Source organism: Erythrobacter sp. 'gip.4 top 5' (assembly GCF_056495765.1).
Genome location: NZ_CP200270.1, coordinates 65,633 through 85,883, shown reverse-complemented (window position 1 = coordinate 85,883; position 20,251 = coordinate 65,633). Strand labels below are relative to the sequence as shown.

20 protein-coding genes and 1 tRNA gene are annotated in these 20,251 nt (G+C 59.8%); 8 read left to right on the top strand and 13 right to left on the bottom strand.

The window, feature by feature from the left end; genetic code table 11:
- Positions 1–1,101: 1,101 nt before the first annotated feature.
- Positions 1,102–2,016, bottom strand: a complete 915-nt coding sequence (locus ACRANW_RS00460) for a DUF7146 domain-containing protein (protein WP_479432630.1) — start codon at positions 2,014–2,016, stop codon at positions 1,102–1,104.
- A 138-nt stretch (positions 2,017–2,154) separates the two neighbouring features.
- Between ACRANW_RS00460 and ACRANW_RS00455 the strand changes: the two genes are divergently transcribed.
- The 3 genes from ACRANW_RS00455 (at position 2,155) to ACRANW_RS00445 (ending at position 3,539) form a co-directional block, all read left to right on the top strand.
- Positions 2,155–2,739, top strand: coding sequence for a lytic transglycosylase domain-containing protein (locus ACRANW_RS00455; RefSeq protein WP_479433970.1), 585 nt, complete (start codon positions 2,155–2,157; stop codon positions 2,737–2,739).
- Positions 2,740–2,802: 63 nt separating this feature from the next.
- Complete coding sequence (locus ACRANW_RS00450) at positions 2,803–3,354, top strand: thermonuclease family protein (protein ID WP_479432629.1); 552 nt, start codon at positions 2,803–2,805, stop codon at positions 3,352–3,354.
- Positions 3,348–3,539, top strand: a complete 192-nt coding sequence (locus tag ACRANW_RS00445) for a DUF6961 family protein (protein ID WP_332872437.1) — start codon at positions 3,348–3,350, stop codon at positions 3,537–3,539. The genes ACRANW_RS00450 and ACRANW_RS00445 overlap by 7 nt, the downstream gene beginning before the upstream one ends.
- Positions 3,540–3,677: 138 nt before the next feature.
- On the opposite strand, the gene ACRANW_RS00440 is transcribed toward ACRANW_RS00445, so the two are convergent.
- Positions 3,678–4,901 carry a tyrosine-type recombinase/integrase gene (locus ACRANW_RS00440; protein WP_479432628.1) on the bottom strand — a complete coding sequence of 408 codons (1,224 nt, stop codon included), beginning with the start codon at positions 4,899–4,901 and terminating at the stop codon, positions 3,678–3,680.
- 166 nt (positions 4,902–5,067) lie between these two features.
- Positions 5,068–5,154 (bottom strand) — tRNA-Leu (locus ACRANW_RS00435).
- A gap of 371 nt (positions 5,155–5,525) precedes the next feature.
- On the opposite strand from ACRANW_RS00435, the gene ACRANW_RS00430 reads away from it, so the two are divergent.
- Complete coding sequence (locus ACRANW_RS00430; protein WP_479432627.1) at positions 5,526–6,491, top strand: complex I NDUFA9 subunit family protein; 966 nt, start codon at positions 5,526–5,528, stop codon at positions 6,489–6,491.
- 15 nt (positions 6,492–6,506) lie between these two features.
- Here the strand turns inward: ACRANW_RS00430 and ACRANW_RS00425 are convergent, their stop codons facing one another.
- Positions 6,507–7,442: a dienelactone hydrolase family protein gene (locus tag ACRANW_RS00425; RefSeq protein WP_479432626.1), complete on the bottom strand. Its 936-nt coding sequence runs from the start codon at positions 7,440–7,442 to the stop codon at positions 6,507–6,509.
- Positions 7,443–7,529: 87 nt separating this feature from the next.
- Between ACRANW_RS00425 and ACRANW_RS00420 the strand changes: the two genes are divergently transcribed.
- Together ACRANW_RS00420 and ACRANW_RS00415 are read left to right on the top strand one after the other, a co-directional pair.
- Entirely contained in the window at positions 7,530–9,707 is a 2,178-nt protein-coding gene (locus ACRANW_RS00420) for a PQQ-dependent dehydrogenase, methanol/ethanol family (protein WP_479432625.1), read from the top strand.
- Between the two features lie 129 nt (positions 9,708–9,836).
- On the top strand, positions 9,837–10,049 hold the full coding sequence (locus ACRANW_RS00415; RefSeq protein WP_479432624.1) for a hypothetical protein: 213 nt from the start codon (positions 9,837–9,839) through the stop codon (positions 10,047–10,049).
- Here ACRANW_RS00415 and ACRANW_RS00410 read toward each other — a convergent pair.
- From ACRANW_RS00410 to ACRANW_RS00390, 5 genes are all read right to left on the bottom strand, one after another.
- Complete coding sequence (locus tag ACRANW_RS00410; RefSeq protein WP_479432623.1) at positions 10,014–11,024, bottom strand: NAD(P)H-dependent flavin oxidoreductase; 1,011 nt, start codon at positions 11,022–11,024, stop codon at positions 10,014–10,016. The genes ACRANW_RS00415 and ACRANW_RS00410 overlap by 36 nt on opposite strands.
- A gap of 9 nt (positions 11,025–11,033) precedes the next feature.
- Positions 11,034–12,248 carry a formate-dependent phosphoribosylglycinamide formyltransferase gene (purT, locus tag ACRANW_RS00405; protein ID WP_479432622.1) on the bottom strand — a complete coding sequence of 405 codons (1,215 nt, stop codon included), beginning with the start codon at positions 12,246–12,248 and terminating at the stop codon, positions 11,034–11,036.
- A gap of 41 nt (positions 12,249–12,289) precedes the next feature.
- Positions 12,290–13,210 (bottom strand): GGDEF domain-containing protein, encoded by a 921-nt coding sequence (locus ACRANW_RS00400; protein ID WP_479432621.1) that lies wholly within the window; start codon positions 13,208–13,210, stop codon positions 12,290–12,292.
- A 268-nt stretch (positions 13,211–13,478) separates the two neighbouring features.
- Positions 13,479–14,153, bottom strand: a complete 675-nt coding sequence (locus tag ACRANW_RS00395) for a helix-turn-helix domain-containing protein (protein ID WP_479432620.1) — start codon at positions 14,151–14,153, stop codon at positions 13,479–13,481.
- Between the two features lie 133 nt (positions 14,154–14,286).
- Positions 14,287–15,573, bottom strand: a complete 1,287-nt coding sequence (locus tag ACRANW_RS00390; protein WP_479432619.1) for an aspartate kinase — start codon at positions 15,571–15,573, stop codon at positions 14,287–14,289.
- A gap of 49 nt (positions 15,574–15,622) precedes the next feature.
- Between ACRANW_RS00390 and ubiG the strand changes: the two genes are divergently transcribed.
- Positions 15,623–16,372, top strand: a complete 750-nt coding sequence (ubiG, locus tag ACRANW_RS00385) for a bifunctional 2-polyprenyl-6-hydroxyphenol methylase/3-demethylubiquinol 3-O-methyltransferase UbiG (RefSeq protein WP_479432618.1) — start codon at positions 15,623–15,625, stop codon at positions 16,370–16,372.
- Positions 16,373–16,475: 103 nt separating this feature from the next.
- On the opposite strand, the gene ACRANW_RS00380 is transcribed toward ubiG, so the two are convergent.
- Together ACRANW_RS00380 and ACRANW_RS00375 are read right to left on the bottom strand one after the other, a co-directional pair.
- Positions 16,476–17,504, bottom strand: coding sequence for a glycerophosphodiester phosphodiesterase family protein (locus ACRANW_RS00380; RefSeq protein ID WP_479432617.1), 1,029 nt, complete (start codon positions 17,502–17,504; stop codon positions 16,476–16,478).
- Positions 17,483–17,587, bottom strand: a complete 105-nt coding sequence (locus ACRANW_RS00375; protein WP_479432616.1) for an arsenate reductase family protein — start codon at positions 17,585–17,587, stop codon at positions 17,483–17,485. The genes ACRANW_RS00380 and ACRANW_RS00375 overlap by 22 nt, the downstream gene beginning before the upstream one ends.
- Before the next feature lie 661 nt (positions 17,588–18,248).
- Between ACRANW_RS00375 and ACRANW_RS00370 the strand changes: the two genes are divergently transcribed.
- Positions 18,249–18,674 (top strand): fasciclin domain-containing protein, encoded by a 426-nt coding sequence (locus tag ACRANW_RS00370; RefSeq protein WP_479433969.1) that lies wholly within the window; start codon positions 18,249–18,251, stop codon positions 18,672–18,674.
- Between the two features lie 261 nt (positions 18,675–18,935).
- Here ACRANW_RS00370 and ruvC read toward each other — a convergent pair whose 3' ends face one another.
- A complete protein-coding gene (ruvC, locus tag ACRANW_RS00365) occupies positions 18,936–19,409 on the bottom strand; it encodes a crossover junction endodeoxyribonuclease RuvC (protein WP_479432615.1) in 474 nt (157 codons plus the stop codon).
- Between the two features lie 93 nt (positions 19,410–19,502).
- Positions 19,503–20,246: a YebC/PmpR family DNA-binding transcriptional regulator gene (locus ACRANW_RS00360; RefSeq protein WP_479432614.1), complete on the bottom strand. Its 744-nt coding sequence runs from the start codon at positions 20,244–20,246 to the stop codon at positions 19,503–19,505.
- Positions 20,247–20,251: the final 5 nt, after the last annotated feature.

Below are 20,251 nucleotides of genomic sequence, written 5' to 3'. Positions count from 1 at the left end.
GTGACGCTTTGGCTCTTTGACTTGGGGGCGCAACGCGCTGCGCATCCCCGGATGATGGACTCTTGCGGAAATCGGTGCGCGAGGCGGTAGAAGTGTGAGAAGGTCATCGAGTTCGACAAGGTAAGAGGTATCACCTGTGATCTCCGGAACCGCAGCGCCCGGAATCTTGTCGAACACGACCAGGCGGACCGCAATGCCGGTGCCCGTTCGGGAAAACATCTGCTGCAAGCGGACATCGAGACAGAGCGAGGTATCGCTTTCTGCATCGTGAAAGCGCGATGCGTCGAAGCTGTCGGGCATGATCGCGATGATCCTGCCGCCGGTAGCGCAAGTCCGGAGCGCGCTGCGCAGATGGCGGTGGGCGGTTGCGCCGTCCTTGCCGCGCTCCTGGCTGCGAGCAAAGGGAGGGTTCATCAAAACTACGGAGGGGACCGGACCGCGATGCAAGTCTGCGATCAGCTCGCCATCGTGTGCGGTTATTTGAGCTACTGGAAAGATATGCCTCAAATTGTTCCGTCTGGCGAAATCGATCTCGTTGAGCTGCAAAGATGCCTGATGAGCATGCGTCCAAATCGCAATTGCACCATTGCCGGAAGATGGCTCGAGCACGGAGTCTTGCGGAGAAATGACGGCGGCCTTGGCCATCAGCCAGGCCAGCATCGGCGGAGTTGAAAACTGCTGGAGCTCGACCTGATCCACGCTTCGAACATGCCGGGGCGGCAGTGCCGCATCGAGCCAGTCGAAGCGCGCTTCGGCTTCGCGCATGCCCGTCGTCAGATCAATCCGCGAATGATCGCGCAGCCAAAGCAGAGCTCCGATCTCGGCGGCGTTGTTGTAGTCATCAATCGTCCATGCGCTTCCCCAGTCCTGCACTCCGGTCTTTTCTGAGAACAGGGACGAGATATCGGCACGCGTGAGATGACGGCCAGATGCGAGATGTTCGGCAATTTTCACGCCGACGGCATAGGCCAGCGGAATTGAATGCAGCTGTTGGCTGTCGGGAAATAGGTCTGAGTGAAACATGGCAAATTGTCCTCCTGATTGAGGCATCGGGACATGTGCCCTCTGCCGGATCAGAAATTCAAAAAGCCCTCTCTCCTCTCAATGCGCCGTCTTGCGGCGCAGCCATGCCCTCAGTTCGTCGTTCCAATCGGTATCGCTTGAGCGAGGTTTGCGGACCTGGATCGTCCGACAATCCCGGACATAGGCCGCGAAGCCACGTGTCGCAGCGAGCTCGCCGCCAGCGTCATTGTCCACAAACAGATGAAGCTCGGTCACGCTCTCAGGAATGGTCACGAGACCAAACCGCTCGTTGCCCAGTGTAGCCCAGCACGGAATGCCGGTAAGAGCATAAGCTGACATCGCGCTTTCTATCCCCTCGGCAAGTCCAAGCCTGCCAGCAGCCGGTGGAAAGAGGCGGACAGCCGCTTCGCCGAGAGAACCCAGCGCGCGTTTCGGTTTGTCGAAGGCAGCTTTCGCAGAGTACTGCTGCGACAGGAACGTGCGGTGGATGGCAATTGGCGCCTCATCGAGACTGACTGCAGCAATCATGGCTGGAAGGAAACGCGTGCGACCCTTGGGCCCAAGCGGTGTTCGAGGATGGAAGCGAAGCGCCGGGGACGCAGCCAAAAGCCCGCGACTTTCGAGATAGGCCTTTGCTGGACTGGCACGCAACGGATCGGCTTCGCGCCAGATTCTCAGCGCTGCTGCTGACGGCTTGCGAGACCTGTTTGGCTCGGAATGATCGGTATTCTTCGAGCCTGAAAATAATATTGCCGCGCCGAAACCTTCACGTGCCAGAGCGGAAAGCACAGCCTGCTGATCGCAACCCGCAAAACAATGGAAGAGAATAGCCTTTCGGCCGAGAGTCACGCCGAGCGAAGGTGTGCGGTCTTCGTGGGCGGGGCAGCAGGCCATCCCCTTTGTTCCCGACCATTTTCCGCCGCGTGATTCGCAAAGGCGGCGAGCAGTCTCGGCAAGGGACGAAGTGGGATGAGTTTGGACATACAGGGACATGCGAGCTCCTCAGCTTGCGAAGTGGCCCCCTCAACACGCCTCCTCTCCTCTCCGGTAGGCTAGCATCTGTCGCTTTCCTACAGGCACATGTTCTATGTATGTTCCATTTCGATTCGAAGCAATGGAGCAATGAACGAGATGACAGCCCCCAAACGTTTGACGAGATTAACGATCGCCATTGCGGGCTTGATCGCGACTTCGTTTCACCCAGCCAGTGCTCAGCAGTTCAGCCTCTTCGAACACGCCATCATGCAACCGAAGGCCGAGGAAGTGTCCGTCAGACAGCACCTCCCAGCAATCTATAAAAGTAATCGAGCAGATGTTTCCTACCGGGAAGGTTTGTACATGGCAGCGATCGCCGAGGCTGAACGCCAATACGGTTTGCCAAGCAACCTGCTGCGCGCTCTGATTTGGGCCGAGTCACGGTTCAATCCAATGGCTGTCAGTCCGGCGGGTGCGGCCGGACTTGCCCAACTTATGCCTGGCACTGCGCGGGAACTGGGTGTTCGGAACAGACATGATCCTATCGCTTCGATCGACGGTGGTGCGCGCTACCTGCGCGATATGTTGAAACGCTTCGAAGCGGTCCACCTGGCTTTGGCCGCTTATAATGCCGGTCCGGGTGCTGTGTCCCGATCACAGGGTATTCCGAAAAACGGTGAAACACCGCAATACGTCAGAACAGTGTTGGCAAGATGGCGCGCAATTGGCACATACAATTGACGAGATGGCCTGATTTCTGGCTATTATCTGAGGGCAATTGCACAGTGACATCGGACAGCCCCAGTGAGTGAAGCACCCGGTGATCCGTTCGACTTTCGCCAAGCGTTGAAAACAAAAAAGAGCCGCAAGTTGCGGAAGGAGATTATGTTGGGCTTTGGGGCATTCTCAATAGTAGTTGCTGCAGGGATGCTGGCGCTGAACTGGCCAGGCGGGAACGCGAGCGGTGCAGACGTCGAGCAGCAGCCCCAGCCGTTATTTCAACAAGCAAGCTCCCCACAATTTGCTATCTGCGACACGGTCCGGCGGACATGTGTCGTGGATGGCGATACTTTTTGGCTTGATGGGATCAAGATTCGTATTGCTGACATCGACACTCCGGAAATTGGCCAGCCCAGATGCGACTACGAATATGAGCTTGGAATGCGAGCGACATATCGATTGGTCGATTTGCTCAATGTTGGGCCCTTCGAGCTCAGGACCATCGGAAACCGGGATGAAGACCAGTACGGGCGCAAACTGCGGGTCGTGATCCGCGATGGTCGGTCACTCGGCGATCAGCTGGTCAGCGAAGGACTAGCGCGGACCTGGACTGGAAGACGCGCGCCTTGGTGCTGAACCGCGACCAAGAACTTTGGGCTGTGGCGCTGTGGGTTGAAAAGAACCACGGCGCAGCAGGGCCTGCTTACATGGCAGAGCAAGTCAAACGATTGGCAAACGAGGGCGATGCGGCAGGCGTAGAAACCTGGAAAACAATCGCGGACCGTTTCGATCAGCTCAAATGCCAGAACGCCACAAACTGAGGCCTTTTAGCGATGCGCAAATGGCTTGCAGATCTGGGCGTAAGGATTGAGTTCGGTTTGCTCGCGTCAGTCTCGCTGCTAGGGCTGCTCCTGAGCCTCCAATCCTGTTTTGGCTGACTAGCAATGCAATCCATTCGCTCAGCCTTTTGCAAATTTGGCCTTTATGACTTTTCCTCCTGACCGGAGTTCGTCGAGGTAGTCGCTCCACCACTGGGCCATGCGCACTCGCTCGTCCCAGTGCTTGCCCCGGTGGTAGATGCCGCGCACGACATTGCTATCGCCATGCGCTAATGCGCGCTCGATCGCGTCAGGATTCCAGAGCCCGGACTCGTTCAGAAATGTCGATGCGGTCGCCCTCAAGCCGTGCGCAGTAACTTCCTCCTTCGAGTAATCCATCCTGCGGAATGCTGCGTTCAGAGAATTCTCGCTCATCGGGCGCTGCGATGTGCGCGCAGAGGGGAACACGTAGCCATCTTGGCCCAGCAATTCAGCGAGGTCGGTTAGGTATCCGACGACCTGCGTCGAAAGCGGAACCGCATGCGTCCGGCGCGCTTTCATCTTGCCCGCGGGAATCTTCCAGACCCTGTCCACCAGATCGATCTCGCGCCATTCGGCATGCCGCAGTTCGCCCGGGCGAACAAAGACATGAGGCGCGATCTGCAACGCGAACCTTGTGATCAGATGGCCGGTGTAGTCATCTATCGAACGTAAAAGCCCACCAAGCTCCTTGGGCTCAAGGATCGCTGCGTAATGCGTAGCCCGAGGCGTGATCAGAGCACCTTTGAGCATGCTCGTCGGATCGGATTTGCACCGGGTCGTGGCGACGCCATAACGAAAGACCCTGCCTGCAAAGGAACGAGACTTCTTTGCAGTCTCATGCTTCCCGCTGGCCTCCAGACGCTTAAGCGGAGCCAGAACCTCAAACGGCTCAATCTCATGAATTGGCCGGTTGCCGATGGCCGGCGCAAGCTGATCGAGGAAGTAATTTGCCTTGATGATCGTTCCTTCGGCACGGCCATTCTGCACCATCATCTGTTCGATGTATTCGCGGGCAACGGCTTCGAAGGTCTGGGCAGACAGGAACTCCTCGCGGATCTTTTTCTTCCGCTTGTCGAAGGCCGGATCCCCGCCTGACGCAACGGTCTGCCTTGCTTCGTAGGTCGCGTCGCGCGCCTCTTTCAGGCTGACCTCGGGATAGCTCCCGATTACGAGCTTCTTCTCGAGCTTGCCGAGCCGGTATCGAAATCGCCAGTGCTTCCCACCGGCTGGGGTAACCTCGATATAAAGGCCTCGCTGGTCAGCGACCTTGTAAGGTTTGTCTTTCGTCTTGAGAGCGCGGAGCCGCGTTTCGGTCAGAGGCATTTGCGGGCCTTTTCCAAATGTGGTTTTCGCAAAGGCCCGCAAAAGGCCCGCAAAAATGTCTGGAACCCCCGAGAACAAACGGGACGATCCGGAACTACCAAAGGGCCAAATCCCTAGGGTTTCTGCGGGTTTTATAGATTATCTGGGAGAACAAGAGAAGAACAAATGGTGCCCAGAAGAGGACTCGAACCTCCACGCCCTTGCGAGCGCCAGCACCTGAAGCTGGTGCGTCTACCAATTCCGCCATCTGGGCACGGGACCCCCGACCATGACGGCCGAAGGTTGGGTAGGCGAGGGCGATTAGGCGGGTGATAAGGGGCTGTCAATGCAAAGATTGCCGCTTGTGCACCTGCGCTTTGGGCAAACCTGAGACAGCGAGGTGGAAGCGATGGGGCGTTTGAGATTTTTGGCCAAAGGGGTGCCGCAGCTTGTGGTCTGGATAACTCCGTCAACGATCTGCGCGGACTTGGCAGGGTCGAGGCGCCAGGCAAGGTCGGTCCAGGCGAAAGCGATCGCTTCCCTTCGGTCCTGTGCCGGCGCTTCGCCAGCTGGAACCCTTGCCTCCCCGCCCGCGTTAAAGCAAAGCCATCTCAGATTTTCCCAATGATCAAGAGCACCCACGTCATGCCCACTTCCTCTCCGCTTTCCGGCCAACTGGTTACGATTTTTGGCGGCACCGGTTATATCGGTAATTATGTTGCGCAAAGCCTGCTCGCGCGCGGGGCGCGTTTGCGGCTGGCCAGCCGCTCGCCTGGCAAAGCGCAGGATCTCAAGCCGCTCGCCAATCTGGGCCAATTGCAGCTGATGCCTTGCGACATCACCCGTGAGGCGCACGTTGCGGCGGCAATGGAAGGCGCGCATTATGTGGTGAACCTGGTCGGCGCGTTCGACGGCGATCTGGTCAAGCTGATGGGCGAGGCCCCGGGCACAATTGCGCGGCTGGCTGCTGCAAATGGGGTCAAGGCTTTCGTCCAGATCAGCGCAATTGGCGCGGATGCAAGCTCACCCACGCCCTATGCGCGCGGCAAGGCGCTGGGGGAGGAGCGCGTTCTGGCCGCGTTTCCCAAGGCAACAGTGTTGCGCCCCTCAATCGTGTTCGGCAAGGACGACAATTTCCTCAACCTGTTTGGCGGGATGATCGAGATGTTGCCCGTCCTGCCTGTCTTCGGGCCAGAGGCGAAGTTGCAACTCGTTTATGCCGATGACGTGGCCGAGGCGGTCGCAGTCGCGCTGGAGCACCCCGAACTGCATGGTGGCCGAACTTATGAACTGGGCGGGCCAGAACAGCTCAGCATGATGCAAATCCACGAGCGGATCGCCGCAGCCCAAAGGCGCAGGCGTACTTTCCTCGCTGTACCTGACGGAATCAGCGCGACCTTCGCCGCGCTGCCCGGCACACCGATGAGCCGTGACCAATGGACGCTGCTCAAGCCCGGCAGCACGGTTGCGCCGGGCGCCCTCGGCTTTGCCGAGCTGGGGATCGAGCCCAAGCCGCTCGGCCTTTTCCTCGATAAGTGGATGCTGCGCTATCGCAAGCACGGCCGGTTTGGTGCCGCCCATGAACGAGCGAAGGTGCACAAGACGAACTGAAGCCCGGACCGAATTCTACGCCAGCGCGGCTGCGTAAAGCGCCTTCAAATCCGCCTCACCCCGCGCAGCTGCGGTTGCATCGTAGGCTGGGCTGTCGGCTACCATCCAGCCGTGGTTGCCCGGGAAGACCGTTACGGTGGCGGGGACACCTGCCGTCTTGGCCGCTTCGGCGAATACGGTCTTGTCGGTCGGAGCTTTTGCATCGTCGTCCTGCGCCACCGCAATCAGCAGGCTGGCGTCGACCTTGCCGAGCACCAAGTGCGGGCTCATTGGACTGTCTGGGCGCACTAAGCCACCACCGTGGAAACTGGCTGCGGCCTTGATCCGTCCCGGCACAGCGGCTGCGCTCCAGATCGTGAACGGGCCGCCCATGCAGTAACCCTGCGTGCCGATCCCATGCGCTTGGTCGACCCCTTCCTGCCGATCAAGCCAGTCGACGATAGCGGTAGCATCGCGCATGATTGCTTCGGCAGTCAACTTGCCGCGCCATGGGCCCACCTTTTGGAAGCCTTCATCGGACACAAAAGAGGCGAAATCGGCAAATTGTTCGCCGGTGATGTCGCGGTAATAGGGGTTCACCACCAGCACGGCATAGCCAGCGCCCGCCAGTTTGCGTGCGATGTTGCGCTTGGCTTCGCGGATGCCGGCAATATCGGGCCACAGAATAACGGCAGGGTGCGTGCCATTTTCCGGCTGCACGAAGAACCCGTCAAGCGTTCCGTCGGCTGTTGCAAAGCTCACCGCGCGTTCTTTAAGGACCGATGCTGCTCCTTGTGCGATGCCTTCGCCTTCACCCGAGGCGCAGGCGGCCAATGCCGCTGCTCCAGTCAAGGCGCCAAATTGGCGGCGGCTGATGGTGGTTCGGGCCCATTCGGCCAGCTTGTTTTCTTCGCACATGATTGGCTCTCCTGCCTTCCCCTCGCTGTCCTGATAGGCGCGAGCGGCAGGCATGGACAAGCCCGCACTTACGCGTCAACATGCATCAATGGCGCATGACCCGGCAAAACGGGCAGCCACGCAACGGGGAGAGCGGGAAACATGGATATCAAGCGGTGGGCGTTCAGTGCAGCTGTGTTGCTGTCAGCAGGAACGCTGGCGAATTGCAGTGAAGTTTTCGCGAGCGCGGACGCAGCCGGTGCCGGGATCACCATGGCGATGCTGGTGGGCGCAGATGCCGATTCGGCCAACTGGATCAGCCACGGGCGTACTTATTCCGAACAGCGTTTCTCCCCCTTGGACAGCGTGAACCGCGAGAACGTTGGGGAATTGGGCCTCGCCTGGTTTGCCGACATGGACACGGGCCGCGGGCAAGAAGCGACCCCACTGGTCATTGATGGCAAGCTTTACCTGACCACCGCGTGGAGCAAGGTAAAGGCTTTCGATGCGACCACCGGGGCCAAGCTGTGGGAATATGATCCGCAGGTTCCGGGCGAAACAGCGGTCAAGGCCTGCTGCGATGTGGTGAACCGGGGCCTTGCCACTTGGGGTGACAAGTTATTCTTCGGCACGCTGGACGGGCGCTTGGTGGCGCTCGACCGCGACACCGGCACGGTGGCGTGGGAAACGGTCACGGTCGACCAGTCTAAAAGCTACACTATCACCGGCGCGCCGCGCGTGATCGACGGCAAGGTTATCATCGGCAACGGTGGGGCGGAGTTTGGCGTGCGCGGCTATGTCGCGGCCTATGATGCCAATGACGGCGAGGAGTTGTGGCGGTTCTACACCGTGCCGGAAGGCGGCGATGCGAAAGACCAGCCCGCTTATCTCCAGAAGGCCGCCGAAACCTGGAATATGGATGTGCTGGGCGCGTCCGATGCGATCGGTGGCGGCGGCACAGTGTGGGATTCGATGGCCTATGATCCCGAGCTTGATCTGCTGTATATCGGGGTTGGCAACGGCAGTCCGTGGAACCGCGCCTATCGCAGTCCGGGCGAGGACGGGACGGGTGAAGGCGATAACCTCTACTTGTCCAGCATCGTCGCGGTGCGGCCTTCGACCGGCGAATATGTCTGGCACTACCAGACCACACCGGGCGAAACCTGGGACTTCACGGCCACGCAGCACATTATGCTCGCCGATATGGAGATCGACGGTAAGCCGCGGAAGGTGCTGATGCAGGCACCCAAGAATGGCTTTTTCTATGTAATCGACCGCGAAACGGGCAAGTTTATCAGTGCCAAGCCCTATGTCAGCGTCAACTGGGCCAGCGGCATCGACCCTGTAACGGGCCGCCCGATCGAAAATCCCGAAACCCGCGTCGACAAGACCGGTAAACCCGCCCTAGTGACGCCCGGCGCGCTGGGCGGGCATAACTGGCACCCAATGGCCTACAGCCCTACCGAAAACCTCGTCTACATCCCGGCTTTCGAAGCGGGCATGATGTATGCGCCCGAGGCTGACTGGAAGCCCGATACCGCACGCGGGTTCAATGTCGGCTTCAATCTTGGTGCGGGCGATGTTCCAGCGGATGAGGGTTTCCGCAAACAGGTCGCCGGCTCTCTGAAAGGGATGTTGGTGGCGTGGGACCCGGTGGCGCAAAAAGCGCGTTGGACAGTCGAGCATCCCGGCCCTTGGAACGGGGGCTTGCTCGCCACGGGCGGTGGCCTTGTGTTCCAAGGCACTACCGGAAGTGAGTTTAATGCCTACGACGCGTCCAACGGCAAGAAGCTGTGGAGTTTTGCCGCGCAGACCGGAGTGGTTGCGCCGCCTGTTACCTATACGGTGAAGGGTGAGCAATATGTTGCGGTGCTGGCGGGGTGGGGAGGGGCCTATGCCCTGTCGGTCGATGGCGATCTGATCAACCGCAAGGCGCCGGTGCGCAATATCAGTCGCCTGCTGGTATTCAAGTTGGGCGGTACGGCCCAATTGCCGGCCGAGCCGGAACTCGCCGCGCTCCCGCTTGATCCGCCGCCAAGCAAAGCTTCGGCCGAGATCATCGCCATTGGCCAGACCAAGTATGCTCGATATTGCGCGGTGTGCCACGCGCCGGGCGCAGTGGGTTCAACCGTGCTGCCCGACCTTCGCCGCGCCGGATCGCTTGAAAGCGCGGCTGCGTGGAGCGCGGTGGTGCATGACGGGGTGCTCAAGGACAACGGCATGGCGAGCTTTGCCGGTTCGTTAAGCACAAAGGAGATTGAGGCGATCCGCGCTTACGTGATCCACCGTGCTAATGAGGACAAGACGATGGGAGCCAACCCGAAGGTCGCGCGGCGTTAGGCTTTCAACACCACGGTGCGCCCACCCTTTTGTGAAGACGCATTTCTGCGCGAACATGCTCACCGCGTCGCCCAGAACAGGGCATTTAATGTCGTGGCCCTTGCGCACGACGCCGTCGGGACGGTTAGAATGGGTAACGTGCTCGACAGCCTGACCAATAATCGGGCCTTCATCGAGGTCAGCTGTGAAGAAATGCGCGGTTGCGCTGATAATCTTGATTCCGCGCGCGAAGAAAGGCCCGTGACCTGCGCCGTGATTCCCGACCGGTCAGCACATGCGACGGTAAGGATCAGTGGCGCGGCCACGTCATCGGGTCAGCGCCGTTTCGCACTGGGCCATTAGTTGCGCGATGATGTCGGCGGCAGGTTCTTCCTTTGTCACCATGCCGACCGATTGACCCGCCATTACGCTGCCGTTTTCGACGTCACCGTCCACCACCGCGCGGCGCAGGGCGCCCGCCCAGAAATGTTCGATCTGCAATTGCGCCTCCCGCATGTCGACCGTGCCGGCATCGAGCAGTGCTGCGACTTCGCGCTGTTTGGCGGTGAACTCTTCGGTACCCTTGTTCTTCAAGGCGCGCACCGGGATCACGGGCAGACGCGGATCAACCTGCACGGATGCAATGGCCTCGCGAGCATTGGCGCGGAAGAAGGCTTTCTTGAAATCGGGGTGGGCGATGCTTTCGGTCGCGCAGGCGAACCGCGTGCCCAATTGCACGCCCGCCGCGCCCATTTCAAGGTAACTGGCAATCGCTTCACCCCGACCGATTCCGCCTGCGACGAAGATCAGATGATCCGCGCTTAGGTCGGGCAGGATTTCCTGGGCCAGCACGCTGGTGGAGACTGGACCGATGTGTCCGCCTGCCTCGCTACCTTCGATCACCATTGCATCCGCGCCAGACCGTAACAGCTTTTTGGCCAACGCCTGGGTGGGGGCAAAGCAGATCACCTTGGTGTCGCTGCCCTCCTTGATCGCTTCGACCGAACCCTTGGGCGGGATCCCGCCAGCCAGCACCACATGGGTCACGCCGTGCTTGCGGCACACGTCGATCAAATCGAAGAGTGCGGGATGCATGGTGATGAGATTGACGCCGAAGGGTTTGCTAGTGAGCGCTTTGGTTGCAGCGATTTCGCGGTCGAGAATGTCGGGTGTCATCGCTCCGCATGCGATCACACCAAAGCCGCCCGCATTGGAGATCGCAGCGACGAGGTTGCGTTCCGACACCCAACTCATTGCGCCGCACATGATCGCGGTATCGCAGCCAAGGAAGTCCGTGCCGCGCTGCATCATGGCAGCGGTGTTAGGGTATTGGGTCATGCTCGCGCTTTAGTCGGCGTTGGGAGAATAGACAATCCGCACAGCTTGGGCGGCCCGCTTGGCAAGGTCGACAGCGCCATCTGTGGTTTCAGAGCGCGCTATCGCAACGCCCATGCGGCGCCAGGGGCGGGTCATAGGCTTGCCGAAAAGCCGCACATCGACATGATTTGAAAGGGCGAGTGCATCGGCCAGCCCTTCAAAGGTGAAAGTGTCACTGTCTTGGTCGGCGAGGATCACTGCAGACGCAGCAGGTCGCGCGATAATCTGATCGGGCACCGGCAGGCCCAGAATGGCGCGGGCGTGTAGGTCGAATTCGTTGAGGTCTTGGCTGGCCAACGTCACCATGCCCGTATCATGCGGGCGGGGAGAGAGTTCGGAGAAGATCACCTCCTCGGTGCCGTCCTTGTTGCGGGCAACGAAAAACTCCACACCATACAGGCCCCACCCGCGCCCGCCGCCTTGCAGCGCCATGACCACTTGAGAAGCCATCTCCTGAGCCTTGGCGAGCGCTGCGGCGGACATTGCCGCCGGTTGCCAGCTTTCGCGGTAGTCGCCGCGCTCTTGTCGGTGGCCGATTGGAGGGCAGAAGCTGATGGCGTCCCCATCCTTGGCAGCGTGGCGCACCGTCAACAGCGTGATTTCGTAGTCGAACGAGATAAACTTTTCGAGGATCACCCGCGCGCGGTCGCCGCGCATGTTGGCGACGGCATACTCCCATGCGGCATCCAGTGCTTTGGCATCGTTGACCTTGCTCTGTCCCTTACCCGATGAGGACATCACCGGCTTCATTACCAACGGATAACCGATGTGCGTCGCCACGCTGTGTGCCTCTGCGAGGCTCTCGGCATAGCCATATTGTGAGGTGACGAGACCCAATTTGCTGGCCGCTAGGTCGCGGATTGCGTCGCGGTTCATGGTCAGCTGCGCCGCGCGGGCCGAGGGCACCACGCACCAGCCATCGCGCTCCAGTTCCGCCAGCATTTCGGTACGGATCGCTTCGATCTCAGGGACGATTAGATCAGGTCGGTGCTTTTCGGCTGCCGCGCGCAAGGCTGCGCCGTCGAGCATGGAAAAGACCTCTCGCCCATCGGCCATTTGCATCGCGGGCGCGTTGTCATAGCTGTCACAGGCAATTACCCGCGCACCCAGGCGCTTGGCGGCAATCACAAATTCACGGCCCAGCTCGCCCGAACCGAGCAGCAAGATGGTGGCAATATGGCTCATAGACGCGGTTTAGCCGCCTCCGATGCCAAGTCTAGAGGGAGCTACGCCGCCCGCCGATAACCCGCTGTGACTACCTGCCGTCCGCCGCCGGCCCGCGCCAGCACAAGACCCAATTCCGCTTCCCTCAAGGTCCAGTCAACGGTGCACTCCACGCGTGCCAGCCCGGCGCTGGCCGAAAGCTGCGGTGCCTTTGCAGACACTGGCGCGGCGAGGCCCGAAAAGGTCGTCACGACTTCTTCGGCCCATTCGCGCGCGCCGCGCGAGGTTATTTCGGGCAGCAACACGGCGAACCGCTCACCATCCAGCTGCGCCAATTCGTGGCCCGGCAGCGCCATGGTTTCGAGGAACTTGGCAAAGCCCCATAGCACCTCATCTGCCGTGCGCTGGCCGTAGCGCATCAACAGCGCGCGCATGGCATCGACGGCGAACACCGCAATCACCTGCCCACCGCCCTGCGCGAGATGGCGTCGCAGGTTGGCGCAGAAGGCCTGGCGGTTGGCGAGCCCAGTCAACGGATCCGTGACGGCGCGGGCGTGTAATTCGCCTTCGAGGCTGCGCACGTGCTGGACCGAACGCATCAAGCACATGGCACCATCAGGCACACCGCTAGAATCGATCATCGCCCGCAGATTGAGGGCATACCAGCGTTGGCCTTGGCTATCATAGCACGATTCCCGCTCGATGCAGGCGGTAACGGGAAATTCGGCCCAGCCGATTTGCGCCTGTCCGGCCAAAGCCGCATCTACATGGTCAGCCAAAAAAGCGGCATGATCCGGAGCAGCCAGGTCGGTGATGTGGGGCAGCAACAAGGCATCCGAAAAATCAAAACCCAGTTCAGCGATGTTGGCCGATGTGTGAATAATGAACCCATGGCGATCGAGGCGAATTACGATGTCACCGGAAGATTCTTCCAGCAGTCCGTGCAAGACGTGTCCTTCGACGTCACTCAAACCAATTTTCATGCCGACAGTGCCCCAGCGGTCTAACGATAAATTCGTCAACTTGCTCTCAGTCAGATTTACGTGGTAACTAACGAACTTCGGTTATGTGAAGAAAATTCACTATTTTTTCGAAAATAACTTAAGTTATTGTTAGCTAGGTAAACATACGCGACTAAAAAACGAATCGCCTCCTGATCTTGTTTACCATGTTTTCCGTGTTCGTCAGTCTGTCGAATACCTACCGCGCGCAGTACGTAGCCTCTTTCGGTGAATTCGAACCGAGTGGCGATTACAATTCAATCATGATTTTGACTGCCGCCGGGGAGATTTCACAAGCTTCGGCAATACGTACGCGGCAGGCGGTGATGATTGTCTCGATGTCGCTAGTCTCATGTGGGCTTGCGAGCAGCAGGTCAGGGGCGACATTCAACGTGGCGGCAATCGCTTCGAGCCGCTCGGGCAGGGGGCGGGCCTTGCCCTTTTCCCATGCCCACACGGTCGGCTTGCTAACCCCGAGGGCGGAGGCCACATCTGCAAGCGTCAACCCGGATTCACGCCGCAACCGATTGATCCGTGAACCGAGTGTCTCCCCGGAAAAAATCGACGATGTGGAGCGCGCAGGCTTAGCCAGCGTATCGACGCTGAGGCCCTGCAACTGAACCGCCGCCAACCCTGCCGGACTGATTGCCTGTTCGAAGGCACAGCCGTAAAGCCGGTCGCTGCGCCACACAATCACCGCTCCGACCGCGCCTGCTTGCGGCAGATGGAGTGTGAGCACTTCACCGATCGTCAGTCCTAATCCGGTTTCCAGCAGCAACCCGGCCGCTGACAGATTATGAATGGTGACATTCGCCTCGTGCCCGTTGGACAGTACGCCCTCGGTTTCAAGGAGCAGATTGCGTCGCGCAGTAGCACGCGCATCCGTTTGCCCGTCGGCAGTTTCGAGATGGGCTTCCAAGGCCATGAGGTGCGACTCCATTTAAGCAGAGTGCGCACAGTCAGTCGGGTAAGTTAATATGTCGTTATTACGGTAGGCCCGGCTGCGACAATTCGCCGGTTCGCCGGTAGGACGGAAAAGCGGGTCCCTTACAATTATGTTAGCGAGTTGCATCCAGCCCGTAAGCTGTGTGTAACACACGCACGGCAAGTTCGGTTTCGTCCTCGTCGATCATCACGCTGACCTTGATCTCGCTGGTGGAGATGGCCTGAATATTGATCCCGCGATCAGACAGCGCGCGGAACATCGTGCTGGCGACACCGGCGTGGCTTTTCATGCCGACGCCCACAACGCTGATCTTGGCGATTTTGCTGTCGGTGATGATGCGGTTGAAGCCGATTGCGTTACGGCGATCCTCCAGCAGCGCCTGCGCGCGCGCTAGGTCCGATTGTGGGACGGTGAAGGTCACGTCTGTCTCACCCTTGTCGCGGCCGACGTTCTGAATGATCATGTCGACATTGATGCTGGCCGCAGCGAGCGGTTCAAAGATGTTCGCCACCGCGCCAGGTCGGTCAGGCACGCGGGTGAGGATCACCTTGGCTTCGTTTTTGTCATGCGCGATGCCGGTTACTAGCTGGCGTTCCATCAGGCCATTCTCCACCAATTCGTCCATTTCCTGTTCGGAGACGATCATCGTCCCGGGCAGATCATCGGCGGGCGGGGCGCCTTCGCCGATAAAACTCGAAAGCACCTGCACCCGCACCTTTTCCTTCATCGCAAGCCCGACCGAGCGGGTTTGCAACACCTTGGCGCCGACCGATGCCAGTTCGAGCATTTCCTCGTACGTCACCGCCTTCTGCTTTCGGGCCTTAGCGACGATGCGCGGGTCAGTGGTGTAGACTCCGTCGACATCAGTGTAGATGTCGCAGCGGTCCGCCCCGATCGCTGCGGCGACAGCGACCGCCGAAGTGTCCGAACCCCCGCGACCCAGTGTCGTGATGCGGCCATCGCCTGACACGCCTTGGAAGCCCGGAATCACAGCGATCTCGCCTGCGTCCAACGCAGCAATCAGCGCCGGCACGTCGATTTCGTCAATGCGGGCCTTGGCATGGGCTTCGATGGTCTGGATCGGCAATTGCCACCCCAGCCAGCTGCGCGCCCTGCAGCCCAGCGCTTGAAGTGTCAGGGCCAGCAAGCCGCTGGTCACCTGTTCGCCGCTGGCCACCACGACATCATATTCCGCCGGATCGTAGAGCGGGTTCGCCTCGCGGCAGAAGTTCACCAGCCGGTCTGTCTCCCCTGCCATCGCGCTGACGACCACCGCGACCGAATCGCGGGTGCCATCGGGCTTGGGCGCGGCTTGTGCGCGCACGAGATTGGCGACGCGGCGGATCCGCTCCGTCCCGGCCATCGACGTGCCGCCGAATTTCATCACAATGCGGGCCAAGATGCAGCTCCTGCTGGTGAGTGTTCGCGCGCGCTGTTAAGGGGCGTTCATGGGAAACGCAAACGTATCAACCAAGAACCTGAATGTAACGATCCGTCCTGAAGAAGCCGAATTCTTTGCCGGCCTCGCACGCGACTGGTGGAATCCGAAGGGGCCGATGGCATCGCTCCATCAGGTCAATCCTGTGCGGATGGCGTTTATCCGGGACGCTATTGATGCGCATTGGCCGGATGCGGCGGTGCAGGCAAAGCCGCTGGCAGGCAAGTCGGCGCTGGATATCGGTTGCGGCGCTGGGCTGGTGTGCGAGCCTTTGGCGCGGCTCGGGGCGAGCGTGACGGGCGTGGACGCAGCGGCGGAGAATGTTTCGGCGGCATCTGCCCACGCGGATGGCATGGGGCTCGATATCCGCTACATGGCGGGGGAGGTCGCGGGGCTGGATATCGGCACCTTCGATCTGGTCACCTGCGTCGAAGTGATCGAACACGTCGCTGACAAGGCCGCCTTCCTGCGCGATGTTGCCGCGCGGCTTGCGCCCGACGGGTTGCTGGTGATGTCTACCCCCAATCGCACCGCGGCTTCGCGGGTGCTGCTGGTCGGCGCGGCCGAGGCGGTGGGGTATGTCCCCAAGGGTACGCATCGCTGGAGCGATTTCATCACGCCCGACGAGTTTGGGGCGCTGTTGGCCGAAGTGGGACTGATCGTCACCGCAAAGCGCGGGATCGCATGGCGGCCGGGCAAGGGTCTGCACCTTTCGGACGACATGTCGCTCAATTACATCCTGAGCGCGCGGCGGGCCTAGGGTTTTGTCACCCCGTTCGTGCTGAGCTTGTCGAAGCACTGTTCTTTTTTTCCGGCGGTGCGGCAGAAGGTGCAGGCCTTCGACAAGTTCAGGACGTATGGTGTTATCGGCAGTCGCGACCCTTCAACGCGCCATCACTGAACACGCCTGCCACGCCAGCTGCTTCCAGCATTGCAACCAACTTCAGATCGCCGCAGCCGCGTCCTTTGGGATCATCGCCGCTGCGCAAGCTAGAGGGCAGAAACTCATTTTCCGGGCGCAGTGTCCAAGCGTGCACTGAAAGGCCCAGTGTCGTGGCATCGCCCACCAGCGGCGTCGGTGCGCCGTCAGGGGAGAGGATCATCGTAATATTTGCGCCCACCGCATCGGCATATTTGGCCACTTCGACAAGGCCCGTAGGCGTCACCATCTCGGCATAACGCATCGCAGGTTCGTCCGCCGGACCACCTATAGGCGCCACCAATTGCACCAGCTTGAACCCGTCGCCGCGCTGTTTGAGCCGCTGCAAAGGCGCAATCTCGAAGCTCTGGATGAACACCGGATCAGCCGCCGTTATGCCAAGGATACGCAGTTCACGCAGCAACAAATCGACCATGTCGATGCCTTCGTTCTGCAACAGGAACGCGGGGTGCTTCAATTCCGGATACAGTCCGATCTTGCGTCCGGTCGCCGCCTCCTTGGCGCGCACCAGTTGCACGATCTCGGCCAAAGTTGGCACCTGATAAAGTTTGTCAAACCGCGCATTGGCGGGGCGCAGCGAAGGGATACGTTCCTTGGCCCGCAGGGTGCGCAGTTCGGCCAGGGTGAAGTCCTCGGCAAACCAGCCGGCCACCTTTTGTCCGTCAATGGTCTTGTCGCGGCGCCGATCCTCAAACTCTTCGCGGCTCGCGACGTCGGTGGTACCCGACAGTTCGTTTTCGTGGCGCGACACCAGCACCAGATCCTTGGTCGCCACGAGGTCAGGCTCAATATAATCCGCGCCCTGATCGATTGCGAGTTCATAGGCGGCGAGCGTGTGTTCAGGCCGATCGGCACTCGCGCCCCGGTGCGCGATGATCAGCATGTTTTGCGCCGCCAGCGGAGAAGCGGCTGCCAGCATCGCGGCGGCAATTAAAGCAAGGCTGCGGACCATTCGTCTTCCTTGAAACCGACCAGAACGCCGTCGGGATATTCGACGAGCGGCCGCTTGATAATGCTGGGCTGCTGAACCAGCAAAGCGACAGCTGTGTGACTGTCAACCGCCAGCCCCTGTCGGCATCTGACAGCGCACGATAGGTTGTGCCCTTGCGGTTGACGACCAGATCAACGCCCGCTGCGGCAATCCACGCGCCGACTTTGGCATGATCGGCGCCTACTTTTTTGTAATCATGGAAAGCGTAGGCAAGGCCGTGACTATCAAGCCACGTGCGCGCCTTTTTGACGGAGTCGCAATTCGAAATGCCGTAGAGGCTGATTTTTGTCATCGGTCTTCCTTAGTACACACGGCTTAGCGATGGGGGTGAAGCCAGATCCGCCGCTATGAGATGGTCAGGTCTGCTCCCTTTGCATACCGAAAAAAATTCAGGGAGGCCTTCTTCGCTACCGCGACTCTCTGTGCACAAATGACGGGAAAGCCAACTCATGCGATATACACTCTGATGACTATTTCACGGACGAGACGAATCCTCATGAAAAGGGATTTGTTTCCGTAAAAATAAAATATATATTTCAGATCAATGCGCTTGAACAGGCGCAGCATCGCTCTATATGACTAGGTAAGGAAGGTCCAAATCAGTCCTCCTCTTATTTCAAGTGCAAACCTGAAATGAAATATCCCTTAGGGATCAGTCATTCTGCTATTTTTTGGATAGACTGCCCTTTTTAATTGGAATACATAATGTCAAATACTCTTCACGACATCGTCGATACTGCAGTCGCAGCCGGAACATTTAAGACGCTGGTCGCCGCGGTAACTGCTGCTGACCTGGGCGCCACGCTCAAAGGCGAAGGCCCGTTCACGGTGTTTGCGCCGAGTGACGATGCATTCGCAAAGCTGCCCGCCGGTACGGTCGATGATCTCGTCAAGCCGGAAAACAAGGATAAGCTGACTGCGATCCTGACCTACCACGTGATGTCCGGCAAAGTGATGGCTGCAGACATCGCCGGCAAAACGCTGGAGCCGGCCACTGTCAATGGCGAAGCACTTTCTGTGGACGCAACTTCGGGCGTCAAGGTCAATGATGCCTCGGTTGTAACGGCCGACATCGAATGCTCCAACGGCGTCATCCACGTCATTGATGCGGTGCTGATGCCTAAGGGCTGAACGCATTTCAAACGATAAAAGATGCCCGGTGCGTGCGCCGGGCATTTTCGTGTCTGCGCCTTGTGGTGGAAATGTGGTGGAATGGTTTGGGATTATATGCCCCGCCCACCATAGAGCGCATCTCGCCTGGCTTGTGGTTTTCGCCAGCCATGCTGCTGGTCAATCAGAAATCTTCATATAGGGGTTGAACCGACCCAGACTTTGATGCGTGCGCCAGCACCGCGTGCTATTCCGCTTGCCCGCAATCAGCTTGTGGCGCCGTCAATAGCGCGGCGCCAAGTGAGCATCGGCAATGGCGACAGCAAGCGCATCGGCGGCATCGCTTCCGGCGATGATTGTGCCTGGCAGCAGCACCTTTACCATCGCGGCGACCTGCGCCTTGTCAGCCGCGCCTGTGCCGGTGACGGCTTTCTTGACCAAGCGCGCCGCGTGCTCATTGACTGTCAGCCCTGCCGCCCCGCACGCCGCCAATATTGCGCCGCGCGCCTGCGCCAGCTTGAGGGTGGATTGCGGGTTCTTGTTGACGAAGATTTCCTCCGATGCCGCACGCACTGGCCCGTAAGCGACGATCACCTCGCGCACGCCAGCCTGCAATTGTGCGAGCCGCTGGGCCATGGGTGCCGAAACATCAGTGGTTAACTGGCCATTGGCAACGTGGCTGATCCGCGACCCTTCGCAGCGGATCATCCCCCAGCCAGTGGACGTCAGCGAGGGATCAAGACCGAGGATGATCACCCGCCTAAAGCCCGATCCGGATACCGAACCGCCAAAGCATGGCGAGGACAAACGCGGCCCCCAGCAGCAGGGCCAACAGCCATTCCCAACGTTTCAGCCCAGCGTCTCCATCACATCATCAGGGATGTCGTAGTTGCCCCACACGGTCTGCACATCGTCATCATCGTCGAGCGCGTCGATCAGCTTCATCAGTGTGCCCGCCGTATCTTCATCGACTTCCACGGTGAGCGACGGCTTCCATGCCAGCTTCACATTGTCTGCCGGGCCAAGCACCTTTTCCAATTCGCCCGCAACGCCGTGCAGCGCATCGGCAGCGGTCCAGATGGTGTGACCGTCTTCCGAGGATTCCACGTCATCCGCGCCCGCTTCGATCGCGGCTTCAAGCATTTTTTCCTCATCGCCCGCGCCGGCGGGGTATTCAATCATCCCCTTGCGTTCGAACCCATGACTGACCGAGCCTTCGGAGCCCAAGTTGCCGCCGTTCTTGCTGAACGCGGTGCGGACATTGGTGGCGGTGCGATTGCGGTTATCGGTCAGCGCTTCAACGATCAGCGCGACGCCTGCCGGGCCATAACCCTCGTAGCGGATTTCCTCGTAATCCTCACCGCCCGCCATGCTCGCCTTGTCGATTGCGCGCTGGATATTGTCCTTGGGCATCGACTGCGCCTTGGCCGCGTTGACGGCGAGGCGCAGGCGCGGGTTCATGTCGGGATCGGGCATCCCCATCTTGGCTGCCACGGTAATCTCGCGCGATAGCTTGGAGAACATCGCCGAGCGTTTCTTGTCCTGCGCACCCTTGCGGTGCATGATGTTCTTGAACTTGGAATGGCCTGCCATTGGAC

Bases quoted from the DNA above. Each gene is read 5' to 3' on its own strand.
- ACRANW_RS00430 (WP_479432627.1), top strand. From the start codon at position 5,526: ATGCCCACTTCCTCTCCGCTTTCCGGCCAACTGGTTACGATTTTTGGC.
- ACRANW_RS00380 (WP_479432617.1), bottom strand. From the start codon at position 17,504: ATGGTCCGCAGCCTTGCTTTAATTGCCGCCGCGATGCTGGCAGCCGCT.
- ACRANW_RS00420 (WP_479432625.1), top strand. From the start codon at position 7,530: ATGGATATCAAGCGGTGGGCGTTCAGTGCAGCTGTGTTGCTGTCAGCA.
- ACRANW_RS00440 (WP_479432628.1), bottom strand. From the start codon at position 4,901: ATGCCTCTGACCGAAACGCGGCTCCGCGCTCTCAAGACGAAAGACAAA.
- ACRANW_RS00410 (WP_479432623.1), bottom strand. From the start codon at position 11,024: ATGACCCAATACCCTAACACCGCTGCCATGATGCAGCGCGGCACGGAC.
- ACRANW_RS00395 (WP_479432620.1), bottom strand. From the start codon at position 14,153: ATGGCCTTGGAAGCCCATCTCGAAACTGCCGACGGGCAAACGGATGCG.
- ACRANW_RS00460 (WP_479432630.1), bottom strand. From the start codon at position 2,016: ATGTCCCTGTATGTCCAAACTCATCCCACTTCGTCCCTTGCCGAGACT.
- ACRANW_RS00360 (WP_479432614.1), bottom strand. From the start codon at position 20,246: ATGGCAGGCCATTCCAAGTTCAAGAACATCATGCACCGCAAGGGTGCG.
- ACRANW_RS00415 (WP_479432624.1), top strand. From the start codon at position 9,837: ATGGGTAACGTGCTCGACAGCCTGACCAATAATCGGGCCTTCATCGAG.
- purT (WP_479432622.1), bottom strand. From the start codon at position 12,248: ATGAGCCATATTGCCACCATCTTGCTGCTCGGTTCGGGCGAGCTGGGC.
- ACRANW_RS00425 (WP_479432626.1), bottom strand. From the start codon at position 7,442: ATGCCTGCCGCTCGCGCCTATCAGGACAGCGAGGGGAAGGCAGGAGAG.
- ACRANW_RS00370 (WP_479433969.1), top strand. From the start codon at position 18,249: ATGTCAAATACTCTTCACGACATCGTCGATACTGCAGTCGCAGCCGGA.
- ACRANW_RS00400 (WP_479432621.1), bottom strand. From the start codon at position 13,210: ATGAAAATTGGTTTGAGTGACGTCGAAGGACACGTCTTGCACGGACTG.
- ACRANW_RS00455 (WP_479433970.1), top strand. From the start codon at position 2,155: ATGACAGCCCCCAAACGTTTGACGAGATTAACGATCGCCATTGCGGGC.
- ubiG (WP_479432618.1), top strand. From the start codon at position 15,623: ATGGGAAACGCAAACGTATCAACCAAGAACCTGAATGTAACGATCCGT.